We start from the raw sequence: 17,215 nt of genomic DNA, 5'->3' as shown, positions 1-17,215 counted from the left end.
TATTAGAATATTTTGTGTACATTTCATGGAATACGTTGAAAATAGTTAACATTTATAGTAAAGTTATAGTTTAATATGTATGATTATTCACGAAAAACCCAAGGGGGACATAGTAATGGCTGAAACTTCAAACTTGATACAATCCACTCAGAAAATACTACATAAAGCATTGGACATGCTTGGATATGACGAGGGGATGTTCGATCTGATAAAAGAACCATCCAGAGTGCTGACTGTCCGCATACCTGTACGTATGGACGACGGCTCTGTAAAAGTATTTACCGGATACCGCGCCCAGCACAGCGATGCTGCAGGGCCGACAAAGGGCGGTATCAGATTCCATCCGGATGTCGATCGTGATGAAGTCATCGCACTGTCGATGTGGATGACCCTGAAGGCGGGCATCGTCAATCTGCCGTACGGCGGCGGTAAGGGCGGAGTCATCTGTAATCCGAAAGAGATGAGCCAGAGAGAGCTCGAAGGTGTCTCCCGCGGATATATCCGTGCGATTTCTCAGTTCGTCGGACCGCTGAAGGATATTCCCGCACCGGATGTTTATACGAATGCGCAAGTCATGTCATGGATGCTGGATGAGTACAGTATGAAACACAGTGACAATCCGCTAGAATTCATCACGGGCAAGCCGCTCGCGCTCGGCGGTTCCAAAGGAAGATCGACAGCAACGGCGATGGGTGCTGTGATGGTCATTAAAAAAGCGCTTGAGAAAAGAAATATAAAGATGGAAGATGCGAGAGTCGCCGTACAGGGCTTCGGCAACGCCGGCAGCTTCATCTCGAAAATACTGCATGACGAAGGCGCGAAAATCGTCGCCGTATCCAGATCGACGCGCGGTCTATATGATGAGAACGGCCTCGACATCGACTACATCATTGAAAATAAGGACAAAACACCGGATATAGCAGAAGATCTGGGTGCCAAAGTGCTGACGAACCCGGAGCTGCTTGAAATCGACTGTGATATTCTTGTGCCTGCGGCAATCGCAAACCAGATCACCGAGGAGAATGCCGACAGAATCCAGGCGGATATCATCGTTGAGGCGGCAAACGGTCCGACAACGGAAAAGGCGACGGAAATGCTCACTGAAAAAGGCAAGCTTATCGTACCTGACGTGCTTGCATCAGCGGGCGGTGTCACCGTCTCTTATTTCGAATGGGTGCAGAACAAGACAGGTTACTACTGGGAAGATGATGAAATCCAGGAACTGCTCGAAGAGAAGATGAATAAATCCTTCGATGAAATTTATGATTTCCATGAAACTAGACAGGTGGATATGCGCCTCGCGGCCTATGTCATCGGTATCAGAAAGACGGCCGAAGCAATCAGATATCGTAACTGGGCATAAAAGAATTAATTTTATGCTTGCAATATTCAGACATTTGATATAAGATGGATTCCAACATCAAATATAATTGATTTTGAAAGAAGAGTAGCAGAATTATTTTTTTCAGAGAACCAGTGGCCGGTGCGAACTGGTAAAGTAACTTTGTGAATGGACTTTCATTTGAACCAATATTAAATGTATTGGCGTTTAACCAGCGTTATATGGAATTCGGCATGCAGAAGCATGCTGCTTATAAAGCGGACTGCATCACGCAGTCAATTAAGGTGGTACCACGGCTCCCCGTCCTTTTTACAGGATTTGGGGAGCTTTTTTATTTTAAAATGAATGAAGGATATCAATCAGAGTAAGTACACTTGTATGAGTTGTCACAGAGAGATGCCCGTTGGTGAGAGGGCAGCCGGTCATATTTGTGGAATGGGCCTGATGGGAAATGATATCGCGTGTAGTTGACGTTATAAACTGTGAGTGAAGCATTAGCTTAACCGAGGTGGCACCGCGGAAATCCGTCCTCCATTGGTCTTTTGACCGGTGGAGGCTTTTTTATATCAAATATTAAAATGGAGGTTTTTATCATGACACAATCAATGGTACAAATTACAGAGGACACAATTTCAGTTTATCCTTATATTTTAAAATTATCCCGCAGGGAAGACTTGACGTTCGACGAGATGTACAACGCGTTTGATGCAGTCCTTACGGGAGGAGCGACGGACAGCGAAGTGGCGTCACTACTCGTCGGCCTGAAGGAAAAAGGTGAAACTGTGGAAGAGATAACGGCTCTTGTAACTGTACTGAAAGATCATGCGGCAAAACTTCCACAGCACATACCGGATGTCATAGATAACTGTGGTACGGGTGGAGACGGCTCGCACAGTTTCAATATTTCAACGACATCGGCATTCGTCATTGCAGGTGCCGGCGTCAAAATCGCCAAGCACGGCAATAAAAGCATCACCAGCCTGACAGGCAGCTCGGACGTTCTGTCGGCACTCGGCCTGCAGATGAAATATTCCCCGGGAAATATCTCGGACCAGATCAACGACATCGGCATCGCATTTTTATTCGCACCGTATGTCCACCCGAAAATCAAACAGATCATGAAGGTGAGAAATGATCTGAAAGTGCCGACGGTCTTCAACATGATCGGCCCGCTGATCAACCCGGTGGACCTGGACTATCAGTACCTCGGCATCTATAAGAGAGACCAGGTCGAGACGATGGCACACGTTCTTAAATCGCTCGGCAGAAAGAGGGCGGTCGTCGTGAACGGTGCACATGAGATGGATGAAGCGAACCTTGCCGGTGAAAACCGCATCGCGATCCTGAACGACGGCCGGGTGACGACGCACATACTGAGACCGGAAGATGTCGGCATGAACACATATGACATGGAGCAGTTAAGAGGCGGCGACGGTCACGTCAACAAGGAAATCCTGCTGAACGTCCTTAAAAATAAAGCGACCGATGCACAAAGAGATACGGTTCTCCTCAATGCGGGCATCGGCCTGTTCGTTGCAGAAAAGGCACAGTCGATCAAAGAAGGCATCGAACTTGCGAAAAAGAGCCTCGAGTCCGGCAGTGCGGATGAAAAACTGAACCAGCTGATCAAATATACAAATGAGGGTAAATGATGACTATATTAGATAAAATCGTCGTAGCAAAGAAAGAGACTTTGAAAGACTATCCAACAACGGTTGAAGCAGTTTCAAATAGAAAGCCGGTCCCATTCAAACAACGGGTCGAAAAAGAGGAACGGCTCGGCATCATCAGCGAAATAAAGAGAGCATCGCCTTCGAAAGGGGATATCAATACGGATATGACCCCGGCTGAGCAGGCGGCATTGTATGTTGAAGGCGGCACGACGGCAATCAGCGTACTGACAGAAGAAAAATTCTTCAAAGGGTCGCTTAAGGATCTGGAAGATGTTCGAAGGACGGTCGATGTGCCGATATTGAACAAGGACTTCATCATTGATGAACGCCAGATCACCGATGCATACAATCACGGGGCGGACATCATTTTGCTGATTGTTACGATACTGGATGACGATGAGCTTGAAGCCTACTACAAAAAAGCGAAGTCGCTCGGCATGGAAGTCATCGTCGAAGTGCATGATGAGACGGAGCTCAAGCGCGGACTGAAGATCGGCCCCGACATCATCGGCATCAACAACAGAGATTTGAAAACATTCAAAGTCGACCTGGACAATACGGTCAGGCTGATCGATAAATATTATGATGACAACATTCTGTTCATCGCAGAAAGTGGTATAGAGACAGCGGAAGATGCAACACAGATGGCTGAAGGAAAAGCGGAGTGCCTGCTCGTCGGCGAAACGCTGATGAAGGCGGACCATCCGGCTGAAATGATCAGGGAACTGAGGGTGAAGAAATGACCAAAGTGAAAATTTGCGGCATGCAGACATTGGAAGATGCCGAATACGCAATAGAAGCAGGCGCCGATTTCATCGGCTTTGTCTTTGCACCGAGCAAAAGGCAGGTCACATCCGAACAGGCGGCAGACATCATAAAAAAACTGGACACCGGGCATACGAAGACCGTCGGCGTGTTTGTCAATCCGACCGCGGAAGAAGCAAAAAAGGCACTGGAAGATACCGGCCTTGATTATATACAGTTCCATGGAGATGAACCGGAAGCCTTTGTTGAACAGTTTAAAACGCGTGCCATCAAGGCATTCCCGAGCAACTCGGAATTATCCAACCGGGAAAAGTTCAACTACCCGGGGAACTTTATTCTGATAGACAGTCCGAGAAAAGAATATTACGGCGGTTCCGGCACGACTTTCGACTGGGAGTCGTTCGACCAGGATGGGCTTGATAAAAGCCGTTTTGCGCTGGCCGGCGGATTGAAACCGGACAATATTAAAGAGGCAATCACGACATTCGACCCAGCACTCGTGGATGTTTCAAGCGGCGTGGAGACTGACGGCAGGAAAGATTATAAAAAAGTGGATGAATTCATAAAAAATGTTAAAGAGGTGCTATAGATGGTGATGTCATATGAATTTCCGGACAAGAAGGGCAAGTACGGCGTGTTCGGCGGCAAATATGTCCCTGAAACTTTGATGGGGGCGCTCGACGAGCTTGAGACGGAATATAATAAAGCAATCCGGGACGAGGAATTTTTAAAGGAACTGGATGACTACCTGACCGATTATGTCGGTCGGACGACACCGTTGTACTATGCACAACATTTAACCGAGCATGTCGGCGGTGCGAAAATATATTTGAAACGAGAAGACCTGAATCATACGGGTGCCCACAAGATCAACAACACAGTCGGGCAGGGACTGCTTGCAAAGCGCATGGGAAAGACGAAGATCATCGCTGAAACGGGGGCAGGCCAGCACGGTGTCGCAACGGCGACAATCTGTGCGAACCTCGGCCTTGAATGCATGATTTTCATGGGTAAGGAAGACGTCAGACGCCAGGAGCTGAACGTCTTCAGAATGGAATTGCTCGGCGCCGAAGTCATCAGTGTCGATGCGGGGCGGGGCACATTGAAGGATGCGGTCAATGCGACGCTCCGCCACTGGGTGGCGAATGTGGATGATACACATTACATCCTCGGTTCCGTCCTCGGACCGCATCCGTTCCCACAGATCGTCAGAGACTTCCAGAGCGTCATCGGCAGTGAAACCAGGGAGCAGATCATTGACAAGGAAGGGCGTCTGCCGGATACCGTCGTTGCATGCATCGGCGGCGGCAGCAATGCGATGGGCATGTTCTATCCGTTCATCGAAGACGCGGATGTGGAACTGATCGGGGTGGAAGCATCCGGCAAAGGTCTGGACACCGATGAATATGCGGCATCAATTTCAAAAGGGCGTGTCGGCGTGCTGCACGGTGCGAAGATGCATCTCCTGCAGGATGACAACGGCCAGATTGAAGAGGCATATTCGGTCTCTGCGGGCCTTGATTACCCGGGCATCGGTCCGGAACACAGCCACCTTCATGAATCAGGGCGGGTCAATTACGTTTCCCGTACCGATACGGATGCGCTGGACGCATTTACGCTGCTCAGTAAAAAGGAAGGCATCATTCCTGCACTGGAAAGTTCACATGCAGTAGCGGAAGCGATTGAAGCGGCCAAAGGGAAAACGAAGGATGAAATCGTCGTCATCTGCCTGTCCGGCCGCGGCGACAAAGATGTCAGCGAAGTAAAACGTCTGATGAGAGGTGAAGACAATGACCAAAACTAAAATCGATGATGTGTTCAATAAACTGAAAGCAACCGGTGATAAGGCGTTTATTTCCTATATCATGGCCGGCGACGGCGGACTCGATAAATTGAAAGGCCAGATCAGGACGCTTGAAGAGTCTGGCGTGGATATCATCGAACTTGGCATTCCGTTTTCAGACCCCGTCGCGGACGGCCCCGTCATCCAGCAGGCGGCAATCCGCGCACTTGAACAAAATATTTCACTGCAGAATATTCTGGACGAGCTGAAAAATATCAAAGATGAAATCACTGCACCGATTGTGCTGATGACTTATATCAATCCGATTTTGAACATCGGCTATTCGGAATTTGCGAGAGATGCCGCAGAGTCAGGCGTTTCCGGTATCATTCTGCCGGACGTCCCGCTTGAAGAGGAAGAAGATATCAAAGTTCATTTGTCAGAGCATGATATTGCGCTGATCAGACTCGTCACTTTGACAAGTGATGAAGACAGAATCCGGGAACTGTCCGAAGGCGCGGAAGGATTCCTGTATGCCGTGACGATCAAAGGAACGACAGGCGGCAGAAAATCATTCGGCGAGGACACTTACAGTCATCTTGAGAAAATAAAATCCATCGCTGATGTACCCGTATGTGCCGGTTTCGGGGTCTCCAACGTTGAAATGGCAAAGCAGCTCGGCAGCTATTCAGACGGAGTCATCGTCGGCAGTAAAATTGTCGAACTCCTTCACAAGGGAGAGGACGGGAAAATAAAAGATCTCATCCCGGAAAAGAGCACAGCAGTCAAATAATATAATATATGTTGTGACCGGCAGGCTGTGTGTCAGTTCAGCCGGTCATTTGTGCGTGTTCTATCGGCCAAGTGGGAGTCCGTTTGCCCGACATCCTCACCGCCGCACAACCAAAAAGAAGATTTTATTTGAAAAATCGCCCGGAGATTTTTACAATGGAAGTTATCAATTAACTATACAAATAACTATACAAAAGGATGGTTTGATGTCTGACAACTACATAGATTTAAACTTACAATATACAAACTCATTTATAAACGATCACGAACTGGAACTGCTGCAGCCATACGTAAACGCGGCGCATGATCTCATATTCGATAAAACCGGCGCCGGCAATGAGTTTCTCGGATGGACGTCTCTTCCTGAAACTTACGATAAAGAGGAATTTTCCCGCGTCAAAAAAGCGGCTGAAAAAATCAATGGCCACTCGGATGTTCTTGTGGTCATCGGGATCGGGGGCTCTTACCTCGGTGCGAAAGCGGCGCTCGAGATGCTCAAACCGGCTTTTGAAAATAAAGGGACCGAAGTGATCTTTGCGGGGCATCATCTGTCCGCCCATTATATGAATGAGCTGAAAAACCATTTGAAGGACAAGGACTTTTCCATCAATGTCATCAGTAAATCAGGCACGACGACGGAACCGGCGATTGCTTTCCGCGTATTCAAACAGCTGCTTGAAGAAAAATATGATGACGTGAAAGAGCGTATATTCGTTACGACGGACCGTGAAAAGGGCGCGCTCAAAAAACTCGCCGATACGGAAGGTTTCGAAACGTTCACGGTACCTGACGACATCGGAGGCCGCTTCTCTGTGCTGACGGCTGTCGGGCTGCTGCCGATGGCTGCGGCGGATATCAATATCGATGACGTCATGGCCGGTGCGAAACAGGCGAAAGACGAACTGGACAGTAATGAAGTGGGACAAAATCAGGCCTACCGTTATGCCGCCGCAAGAAACGTCCTTTATAAAAAGGGCTACAGCACTGAACTGTTCGTAAACTATGACGACCGGTTCAAATATATCGCAGAGTGGTGGAAGCAGCTGTTCGGTGAAAGTGAAGGGAAGGACAACAAAGGCATCCTGCCCCACAGTGCAAACTTCACGACTGACCTGCACTCGCTTGGACAGTATATACAGGAAGGCCGGAGAAGTTTATTTGAAACGGTTGTGACGGCACGCACGCCGATGAGCGATATCACGATCGAGGAAGATGAAGAAAACCTGGACGGCCTCAATTATTTGGCGGGCATGTCGGTCGATGCGGTCAATAAAAAAGCCGCGGAAGGCACGGTGCTTGCACACGTCGACGGCGGTGTGCCGAACATTTTGATGGAAGTGCCGGATATGAGTGCCCGTACTTATGGCTATCTTGTGTATTTTTTCGAACTGTCCTGTGCGATGAGCGGTTACCTTCTCGGCGTCAATCCGTTCGATCAGCCCGGTGTGGAGGCTTATAAGAAGAATATGTTTGCACTTCTCGGCAAACCTGGATTCGAAGAACTTCAGAAGGAATTAAATGACAGACTCCGATAAAAATAATATAATAAGCAGTAATGTTATAATAGGCTATATTGCAGAAATATAGCCTTTAATTTTTCGGGTGAGGTTTTATTATTGGAGCGGATTATTGAATTACTTACTACCGAAGAAGGCGTACGGACCATCTTCGAACAGTTTGAACAATTTGGGATATTGGCTGGATTTTTTCTGATCATATTGGAAGCCTTCCTTCCGATACTGCCTCTATTTGTCATTGTGATCTTAAATATCAACTCTTATGGTATCCTTGTCGGATTTCTGACGAGCTACACAGCCTCGGTGACGGGGAGTTTCCTTGTCTTCATGGTGGTCAGGTTTTTATTCAGGAACACGGCACAGAGGTATATCCACAGTAGGGAGAAGCTTGAGCGTCTGCTCCACTTTGTTGATGAGCGGGGGTTTACATTCGCGTTCATAATGCTTGCGCTGCCCTTTACTCCGACGTCTGTAGTCAATGTCATCGCCGCACTGTCCAATATGAGGGCGAGAGTGTATCTCCTCATACTGGTCGTGGCAAAATTTATAATGATTGCCTCGATGTCACTTGTAGGATATGATATTATCGGGTTTTTCGGTTCGCCGGCGCGCCTGGTCACTTCAATCGTACTGCTGGTGGTGTTATACCTGTTCTCGAAATGGTATCAAAGGTATTTAAATAAGAAAATGAATAAATAGAGGTGCAACGCTGTGAAAAAAGAAATTATGGAGTGGCTTGTAGCAATTGCGGTTGCTGTCATTTTAATAGTGGTCATCAGGACATTTTTCTTCGTGTCCTATACCGTCGACGGTCTGAGCATGGATCCGACGTTCAAGGATGGTGACCGTGTAGTGGTAAATAAAATCATGGATAATTTCCAGGATTACGAATATGAGGATGTCATCGTCTTCGACTCGGAGATGGGACCGGCATACGTCAAACGTGTCATCGGTGCGCCGGGGGATACGGTTGAAATGGAAGATAAGCAGGTGTATCTGAACGGGGAGGCGCTCGAAGAGGATTATGTCGTACATACCGAAGATTCGTACATGGACAACTTCACACTCGAAGATCTGGGCGTCGAAGGTGACGTCATCCCTGAAGACCATTATCTGGTGCTTGGTGACAACCGGCCGATTTCAAGGGACGGCCGTGATTTCGGCCTGATTCATGAAGACAGCATTGTCGGAGAAGTGAGTTTGAGATTCTGGCCGCTTAATGAAATAGCATTTAATTTTGATTGATGAAAAGACACCGGCGCGGTGTCTTTTATTTACTTATAAACAAAAAGGAGTGGGACGATGGGTGTCAATATATGGACCGGGGTCAGCGGGACGGGTAAGACCGACCGGATGTTCAGGGAGATAGAAGCGATGACGATGGAAGAACCGCTGGGATCGAATATTTATATCATCACACCGACACAGAACACACTACAGTATGAACGCATCATCACCGCCCGGACGAACGAAAATATCGTCGGCAGTCTGAGGGCGGGTGTGTTCAGCTTCCAGCGTTTCATCTGGCATATCTTCAATGAGATCGGCCACGGCAGCCGCGAGACTTTGAGCGAAAGCGGCCAGGTGATGCTGCTGCATAAAATAATGAACGATATGAAACCGGGCTTCAAATATTACCAGGATTCGGGCCAGTACATAAAATTTTCAAAAAAGGTGCTCGATATGCTGAAGGAATTCAGGACGTACCAGGTGACGGCGGATGATATCGGGCTCGTCACCTCTGAAAAGGAGCGCTATCAGGACAAGCTGTACGACCTGACGCATATATACAAACACTGGCTGGAGCAGACCAGGCGTCATAATATCGAAGATCTGAACATCATCAATACGTTCATGAATGTGCTGGACACCCATCCCGATGTAAAATCGTTGAAGGATGCCGTCATTTACATCGACGGTTTCCATAACTTCACGGAAAGTGAATTCCAGCTCATCGCAAGACTGTCGAAAAGAGTGAAGACGATCAACGTCCTTCTGACCCATAAAGGGGAGAATAAAACTCTCTTCAGAAAGACGAATGCGACGATCGAAAGGCTGCAGGAGCTGCTCGGCAGCGCGGTGAAAATCGACCACTTCGACGATCAGTTCAGACGTTCAGACAAGATGGGCCTGATCCAGCTTGAGGAATATTTCTCGGACAACCGCCCGATGACTTTATATGACGGCATCAAAATTATCGAGTCGCCGAACATCATCGATGAAGTCACAAACGTCGCACGTGAAATCGAAAGGCTGACCGCGGACGGTGACGTGAACTATAACGATATCGGCATCCTCTACCGCGACCAGAGCTACATCCAGCATATCCATTCGATTTTCAGACGCTTCGATATTTCATATCACGTCGACAGAAAGGTTCCGATGTATTCCCATCCTTTCATCCAGTTCATCATTGCCGTGCTCGAGTGCTACATGCGGAAATTCGATTTCACTGCGCTCATGGATGTTCTGAAAACCGAATATTTGACCGATGACTCAGAACGGGATTTTATTTTCCAGTTTGAAAACTTTGCGCTGGAGCGCGGACTGACGCGGAGCGCCCTGTTCAAGGATGAATTATTCACGGTCAAGAAAGTCCGCAGTGCCGACGGTCAGATCATCGACAAAGATGTGACCGGAGAAGTGCAGGACCTTCTGGACTTTAAAAATAAAGTGCTCGGCCGGCTGTCGGATCTTTTCAACCGGTTTGATGAGGCATCGACGGTGAAAGAGTATATCACGATCATCCACAACTTCATCACGGAAAACGGCATCGATCGGCGGATAGAAGCGGAAATAGGACATCTGGAAGAGATGGATGCCATCATCAAACGGGATGAGACCGAACAGGCCTATAATCAGCTGATCCGGCTGATGGATGACGCGTATGTCGTCTTCAGGGAGGAAGCAGTCGCATTCGACATCTTTTATGAAACGTTCAAAGATGGTCTGCTGAATGCGGAATTCAATCTGCTGCCTTCGACGATCGATCAGGTCATCGTCGGCAATCTCGACCTCGCGAAAGTCGAGAACAAGAAGTACGTCTTCCTGATCGGCATGAACCGGAACGTCATGCCGAGGGAAACGCGGACGAACGCGATCATCAGGGAAGAGGAAAAAGAACTGTTCGAAGCACACGGCATCATTTTGTCGCCGAGCGCCAGAGTGCTCGCCCAGGATGAGCGTTTCGTCTTTTACCACGGCATCACCCGGGCGACCGACGGCCTTTTCATCAGCTTTTCAAATACGCTCCAGGGCGGCGAGACGACGAAGATCAGCCCGTTCGCAGAAGAGATCATCCCTGAAAATGATTACCAGAAAGATCTCGTCTACAGCCGGACGTCCCTTTATGAGAACTTCGAACCGGAAAAACTGGTGTCGTCGGCAAGAAGCATGGAGTCACTCATCCATCTGAAGATGCGGGAGCTGCTCAATATAAATAATGCGGCGGTCCAGGAAATCGCCAGGTACCCCGAGTTCAATACATGGATCCGCCTGTTCCAGATGATCAGACGCTATGATACGACCGGCATGTACTCGAGAATCAGGGCGAGTCTTACTGACGACAACCGCTCGGAACCGATCTCTCATGACACGGCAGAAGCGTTATACGGCGAATCGATGATGGCGAGTGTGTCCAGATTCGAATCATTCAACCGCTGTGAGTTCCAGCATTTTTCAAATTACGGGCTCAAGCTGAATGTCAGACAGCCGTTCAAAGTGGCGCCGCTCGACCTCGGCAACCTGTACCACCATGTGCTGGAGCATGTGACGAGAAAGCTCGATTTTACCTTCCAGCATGAGGACGACCATATCGCCAGCATCATTGAAACGGCGATTGACGAAGAAGCGGCCGCGATACAGCACGGCATTTTCAATGAGTCGTTTTATAATGCCTCGCTGAAAAGGCGGGCAAAAGACGCGCTCGAACGTCTGATCCACTTCATGCGCGATATCGAGCGTCTCGGGGAATATAAGATTTCCCGCGTCGAAATGTCATTCGGCAAAGAGCAGGATGACCTCGGAGAAGTACGCCTTACGAGCAACGAAGGCCGTGAGATCGCTCTCCGGGGCAAGGTCGACCGAATCGATGCATATGATGCCGGCGGGCATTCATACGTCAATCTGATCGACTACAAATCGAGCACAAGAAGCATTTCAAGGACCGGCATACTGAACGGCCTCGAGCTGCAGATGATCACATACATGCATGTCCTGACCGAAAAGGGCAGTACTTTATTCGACGGGGAAATAAAACCCAACAGCATGCTGTTTTTCCCGGTCAGGGACCCGGTCCTCAGCCTGAAGGAGGAAAAGGATCCTGAAGACATCATCAAAGAACAGAATAAACAGCTCAAGCCCGACGGTGCGTTCATCAATGAACATCCGTCCTTCAATGAATATCTGGACGAGACTTCGGTCGGTTTGAGCGGACTGTTGTCAAACCTTGATGACTATACGGAGTACGGGGAATATTATCCGATCACGGTATCACAAAAAGGCAGGATTAACGCACGGACGAAAGGGCGCTACTTCAGCCCGGCACTGTTCCGCCATTACGCGGACTATGTGATGGAACTGTATAGGAAAGTGACCGATGACATATACAGCGGTGCGAATAAAGTGAATCCGATGGCGACGAATGATGTACTGCCATGCAGTTTCTGCGATTTCAAGTTTGCGTGCCGTGTGGATTATTTACTGAACGCCCGCGATATCCGAGAAAACAAGATGGATGACACAGAAATCGAGCAATTTGAAAGTGAGGTGACCGGTGATGGTGACATGGACGGATGAACAGTATGAAGCGATTCATTTCAGCGGCTCGGATATATTGATTTCGGCCGCTGCAGGAAGCGGTAAGACGACGGTGCTTGTCGAACGCATCATCCAGAATATCGTCGGCGGCAGATATTCCGTCGATGAACTGCTCGTCTCGACATTTACGAATATGAGCGCAAAAGACATGAAAGAGAAAATTGAAAAGGCGCTCAGAAAGAAGTATATCGAGACAGGCGACCCGCGTCTGAACGAAGAGATACTGAAGCTGAACGAAGCCCATATATCCACACTGCACAGCTTCTGTCTCTACTTGATCAAGATGCATTACAACGTCATCGGCATCTCGCCGGATATGCGTACGCTGTCCGATATCGAAGGACAGATCCGCCTGGAAAACGCCATCGGCCAGGTGCTGGAAAACTACTACGAAGAGAGTTCCGAAGCATTCACCGAACTGAATCTGATGACGGCATCGGATAAGAACAATAGCGGTCTGAAGGATATCATCAAAAGCATGTACCATACCGCCGTTGCGAGCCCGGAGCCGCTTGCTTACCTGACTTCTCAGTTCGACCAGTATGAAAACAACAGTCATATGGAAAACATACTGGATGACTACAATGACATCATCAGACATAAGCTGATCGCGCTTGAAGCTTCCCTTTCAGAACTGCACAAAGATTATCTGGCGGTCCATCACGAGGAGCTGAAAGATACCGCCAGAAGGGATGCGTTCGATGCCCTGACGGATATGATCCGGACGGTGGCGTTCGCCCGTGAGGACAATCTTCATGGCAGGGCGATTTCTCTGCCGCCGTATCAGCTGAAAGACGGACGGACTTCATTTTTCAAAAAGATCGCTGACCCGGATGACAAAAAAGAGCTGACGGCCACGCAGAATAAAGTGAAAGACGCTTATAATGAGCTGCGTGCGCTCCACGCCTATACGTACGAAGAGGTGGAAAGCGAACTGTCGCCGATGAATGACATGAACAATATACTGATTCAGATTACGATCGATGTACTGGAACTTTTCAAAGAGAAAAAACAGAGCAGAAACGATATGGACTTTTCGGACTATGAGCATTATGCGCTCGCAATTTTGAACGCGAATGACAATGAAGTCGCGAAAATCTACCGTGAACAGTTCAAGGAAATCATGATCGACGAGTATCAGGATATCAACCGTGTGCAGGAGGCCATCATCTCCCTCATTAAAAGTGGGGATGAAAAGGACGGCAACCTGTTCATGGTCGGCGACGTCAAACAGTCGATTTATAAATTCAGACAGGCGGACCCGTCACTGTTCATAGAAAAAGCGGACAGATTTTCAGGGCCTGACAGCGGCAGGATCATCCATCTGAACCACAACTTCCGTTCAAAAGGTGAGGTGCTCGATCTGACGAACCATGTATTTGAGCGGATCATGGATGAGACCGTCGGGGAGATCGATTACGACGACGCACAGAAGCTCGTCCAGGGGAACTATCTGGATGCCCCGGACACCAGGCAGGAAGTGCATGTGCTGGAAGAGACGGACAACATTGACGGCAATGCGGAGGTCAGGCATATCATCGATGTCGTCAAAGAAAAGGTGCGCGGCGGGGCCAGATATAAAGATATCGTCATTTTGACGCGCAACACCCGGGACAACGAGGATTACCGCAAAATGCTGAGTGAAGCGGAGCTGCCCGTCTACGTCAACAACCGTACAGGGTATCTGGATACGCTCGAAGTGCGTACACTGCTCAGTATACTGTCCATCATCGACAATCCTCTGCAGGATGATCATTTCGTCGGCACGATGCGCCTGCCGCAGTTTGATTTCAGCGAAGAGGATATCGCGAGAATCCGTTCACTTTCGAATGCGGATTACTTTTATTCCGCATGCCGGGAGTACAGCGGAAACGATGATCTGAAAAATAAAATCCATGAATTTTTCATCGTTCTCGATGAGCTGCGCATGCAGGCGCGGTACTTGAGCGTACCCGAGCTCATCGATGAAATTTATTATCAGTTCAATCTGCCTGAATATTTCTCAGGCCTCCCCGGCGGCCAGAACAGGCGGGCAAACTTGAACGGCCTGATTGAAAAGGCGATGGAGTTTGAAGAGATGTCGCATATCTCTCTGTACCAGTTCATCACAACAATCAGCCGCATGATTGAGGACGGCCAGGACTTCGGCGAGGAGAATACGGTCTCGCCGGATGATGATATTTTACGTGTCATGACGATCCATGCTTCGAAGGGCCTTGAGTTCGAATATGTCATCTATGCGGGCATCCACAGAAATCTGAACTTCAGGGATCTCAAGTCGAGGGTCATCGTCCATGCGGACTACGGCATCGGCTTCAGACAGTTCAGACCGGAGAGTGATACGATTTTACCGAGCATCCATTCGACCGTTATGCAGGAATACATTAAAAAAGAAACGATATCGGAAGAGATGCGGCTGATCTATGTGGCGATGACACGTGCGGTCGAACAGCTGATCATTCCGGTCGTCTTCAAAAAGGAAGAAAAGCAGAAATATTTATACAGCGGCGGCATGGTGCTCGCCGATCACCGTCTGAATATCACGAGTGTCCAGGATCTCCTCTATCCGATTTTGAAATATTTGAATGACGAAGGATTTGAATTTCTGACGATGGACAATGTCGTCATCGAAGAGGATGAGGAAGAAAAGACGCAGCATCATCTGACGCTCGATATGCTGGAAGAGGTGGATGCAGGGCGGTCGGAGTCTTTATCAGAGCGGTTCAACTACCAGTATCACAGTCCGAAAAAGACCCGTGTCGTGCATAAGGAATCGGTGACCGAGATCAAGCGTAAAAATGATATGCCGCCGGATGACGCGAAAGTGATCCGGCACTCAAGACAGGTCAATTTAAAAGAGCCGAATTTTAAACGCGACCGTGTCGAGGCACCGATATTCGGGACGATCATGCACGAAGTGATGATGCATCTTTTGAATGACTGGGATGCTTTCAGCGTTCTTGAAGAAGCGGACAGGGAAGAATACATCGGCCGGCTGATCGAAAACACCGAGGACAGCGAAACATTTCTGACGGACGCACATGTCAGGAAAATCCATGAAAACGTCATCCGTTTTATCAGCGACGAAACGATGATGGGGCTGCTCGAAAAGCAGAAGCAGATCCATACGGAAATTCCATTCATCATGAACCAGCACGCGATCGGCTACTCGGAATATGAATCGCAGATCGTCCAGGGAATTATGGACTGCTTATTGGAAATCGACGGCCATTATACTATTATTGACTATAAAACCGACTGGATTCCGCCGATGTTCACAGAACAGGACCTCGCGGACCGGTACAGGACACAGATGGATATTTACCGCCGTTCGGCCGAAAAAGCGCTGGGCACGGAAGTGACGGTATATCTGTATTTCTTTTCTTATGGAGCGATCAAAGTTGAAGACTGACAATAAACGACGCATATTTTTCATAATGGCCATCGCGGTTCTCATCCTTGCCCTGTCAAACGGCATGCGGTTTACGATACCGCTCGATGTGATCAATCCGTACGAGTACTTTTACGGCACCGAGCGGACCCATTTCCAGATCATGAATATATTTTTAGGCGGCGCTGCGGTGCCGCTCGCAGCCCTCTCGGGCGGCTACATGCTGATGACATTCAGAGACCATGCGCTTGTGAACATCATTTTGACGCTTGTTGTAATGTTCTTTATTGCGTTGATATCGGTAGTGTTCCTGTTCGGATTCGATCCGCTGCCGGCGATCTTCCTGATGCTCATCCTGGCTGCATTATTCATCCGTACGGACAAGAGGATCGTTCTCGGCGCATTTGTACTGCTTCTTCTTTTGCACATCATCGTCAACGGTCTGATGGTCATCTTAAGCGGACTCAATTCGCCGGGGGATATCATCTACTCGAGCATCCAGGAAGTGAACAGATTTTCAAGCACATTCAGGAGCAGCGATTATTTTGCCATCGTCGGGCTGAATCTGGAAGTGTTTTTCACTTACCAGCTGAGTGAATGGTTCATGTGGATTTTCGGCATCCTGCCGTGGACGCTGCTCGGCATCGTGCTGCATAAGTTCAATTTGGCAGAGCTGTTCAGAAATAACGGCCTGCTGATGATATCGATTACCGCAGCGCTCCTCGTCGGCGGCATCATCATCAAGATGATCGAAGTCATCTCGCTCGACTCGTTTACCGCAGCGGAATTTGCTGAACGTTTCGGCGGCCCGCTGCTCGGGACAGGCTACTTCATGCTGCTGTTTCTTATTTTTAATATGCTGCCTGAAAAACTGTCGGGCGTATTCGGTGCTGCAGGCGAAAAGGGGCTGACCGTCTATATATTGTCGAATGTCATCATGGCGGTCGCATCATACGGCATCGGATTCTCTTTGTACGGTGAAGTTTCAATCGGCAATATGACCTTTATTATCATAATTATTTATGCATTGCTGCTTGTTATTATGAACGTTTTGAGGCGTTACGGCATAAAATCTCTTGAGGAATTAAGTGCAGTGGCAGTGAGAAAAGAAAACATTAAATGACTATGTTTGTT

12 protein-coding genes and 1 other annotated feature are annotated in these 17,215 nt (G+C 48.5%); all 12 genes read left to right on the top strand.

All coding sequences use genetic code 11. From position 1 onward, the window contains the following. The first annotated feature begins 115 nt into the window (after window positions 1-115). Window positions 116-1,363, top strand: coding sequence for a Glu/Leu/Phe/Val family dehydrogenase (locus BLR15_RS06440; RefSeq protein ID WP_092985828.1), 1,248 nt, complete (start codon window positions 116-118; stop codon window positions 1,361-1,363). A 68-nt stretch (window positions 1,364-1,431) separates the two neighbouring features. Then, window positions 1,432-1,653: a binding site (T-box leader), on the top strand. A 282-nt stretch (window positions 1,654-1,935) separates the two neighbouring features. Further along, entirely contained in the window at window positions 1,936-2,994 is a 1,059-nt protein-coding gene (trpD, locus tag BLR15_RS06435; RefSeq protein WP_245696649.1) for an anthranilate phosphoribosyltransferase, read from the top strand. Continuing rightward, window positions 2,994-3,758 (top strand): indole-3-glycerol phosphate synthase TrpC, encoded by a 765-nt coding sequence (gene trpC / locus BLR15_RS06430; RefSeq protein WP_245696642.1) that lies wholly within the window; start codon window positions 2,994-2,996, stop codon window positions 3,756-3,758. The genes trpD and trpC overlap by 1 nt, the downstream gene beginning before the upstream one ends. Then, entirely contained in the window at window positions 3,755-4,369 is a 615-nt protein-coding gene (locus BLR15_RS06425) for a phosphoribosylanthranilate isomerase (protein WP_092985824.1), read from the top strand. Before trpC ends, BLR15_RS06425 begins: the two co-directional genes overlap by 4 nt. Next, window positions 4,370-5,584, top strand: a complete 1,215-nt coding sequence (gene trpB, locus BLR15_RS06420) for a tryptophan synthase subunit beta (RefSeq protein WP_092985822.1) — start codon at window positions 4,370-4,372, stop codon at window positions 5,582-5,584. After that, the gene (gene trpA / locus BLR15_RS06415; RefSeq protein WP_092985820.1) at window positions 5,571-6,356 is read left to right on the top strand and encodes a tryptophan synthase subunit alpha; all 786 of its coding nucleotides are present in this window, start codon (window positions 5,571-5,573) and stop codon (window positions 6,354-6,356) included. Before trpB ends, trpA begins: the two co-directional genes overlap by 14 nt. Before the next feature lie 205 nt (window positions 6,357-6,561). Further along, window positions 6,562-7,890, top strand: coding sequence for a glucose-6-phosphate isomerase (locus BLR15_RS06410; protein WP_092985818.1), 1,329 nt, complete (start codon window positions 6,562-6,564; stop codon window positions 7,888-7,890). 81 nt (window positions 7,891-7,971) lie between these two features. Continuing rightward, window positions 7,972-8,571 (top strand): TVP38/TMEM64 family protein, encoded by a 600-nt coding sequence (locus BLR15_RS06405; protein ID WP_092985816.1) that lies wholly within the window; start codon window positions 7,972-7,974, stop codon window positions 8,569-8,571. Window positions 8,572-8,583: 12 nt separating this feature from the next. Next, a complete protein-coding gene (gene lepB, locus BLR15_RS06400; protein WP_092985814.1) occupies window positions 8,584-9,117 on the top strand; it encodes a signal peptidase I in 534 nt (177 codons plus the stop codon). 57 nt (window positions 9,118-9,174) lie between these two features. Next, a complete protein-coding gene (locus tag BLR15_RS06395) occupies window positions 9,175-12,669 on the top strand; it encodes a PD-(D/E)XK nuclease family protein (RefSeq protein ID WP_092985812.1) in 3,495 nt (1,164 codons plus the stop codon). Further along, complete coding sequence (addA, locus tag BLR15_RS06390; protein ID WP_092985810.1) at window positions 12,650-16,102, top strand: helicase-exonuclease AddAB subunit AddA; 3,453 nt, start codon at window positions 12,650-12,652, stop codon at window positions 16,100-16,102. The genes BLR15_RS06395 and addA overlap by 20 nt, the downstream gene beginning before the upstream one ends. Then, on the top strand, window positions 16,092-17,204 hold the full coding sequence (locus BLR15_RS06385) for a DUF418 domain-containing protein (RefSeq protein ID WP_176754074.1): 1,113 nt from the start codon (window positions 16,092-16,094) through the stop codon (window positions 17,202-17,204). The genes addA and BLR15_RS06385 overlap by 11 nt, the downstream gene beginning before the upstream one ends. The last annotated feature ends 11 nt before the right edge of the window (window positions 17,205-17,215 follow it).

The sequence above is a fragment of the Lacicoccus qingdaonensis genome (assembly GCF_900101075.1).
In the GTDB taxonomy this organism is placed as follows: Bacteria; Bacillota; Bacilli; order Staphylococcales; family Salinicoccaceae; genus Lacicoccus; species Lacicoccus qingdaonensis.
Note: the sequence above shows the minus strand (reverse complement) of the source record. Positions and strands in the feature narration are given on the sequence as shown.

Coding starts and splice junctions, on each gene's coding strand:
- BLR15_RS06440 (WP_092985828.1), top strand. CDS start 116: ATGGCTGAAACTTCAAACTTGATACAATCCACTCAGAAAATACTACAT.
- trpD (WP_245696649.1), top strand. CDS start 1,936: ATGACACAATCAATGGTACAAATTACAGAGGACACAATTTCAGTTTAT.
- trpC (WP_245696642.1), top strand. CDS start 2,994: ATGACTATATTAGATAAAATCGTCGTAGCAAAGAAAGAGACTTTGAAA.
- BLR15_RS06425 (WP_092985824.1), top strand. CDS start 3,755: ATGACCAAAGTGAAAATTTGCGGCATGCAGACATTGGAAGATGCCGAA.
- trpB (WP_092985822.1), top strand. CDS start 4,370: ATGGTGATGTCATATGAATTTCCGGACAAGAAGGGCAAGTACGGCGTG.
- trpA (WP_092985820.1), top strand. CDS start 5,571: ATGACCAAAACTAAAATCGATGATGTGTTCAATAAACTGAAAGCAACC.
- BLR15_RS06410 (WP_092985818.1), top strand. CDS start 6,562: ATGTCTGACAACTACATAGATTTAAACTTACAATATACAAACTCATTT.
- BLR15_RS06395 (WP_092985812.1), top strand. CDS start 9,175: ATGGGTGTCAATATATGGACCGGGGTCAGCGGGACGGGTAAGACCGAC.
- addA (WP_092985810.1), top strand. CDS start 12,650: ATGGTGACATGGACGGATGAACAGTATGAAGCGATTCATTTCAGCGGC.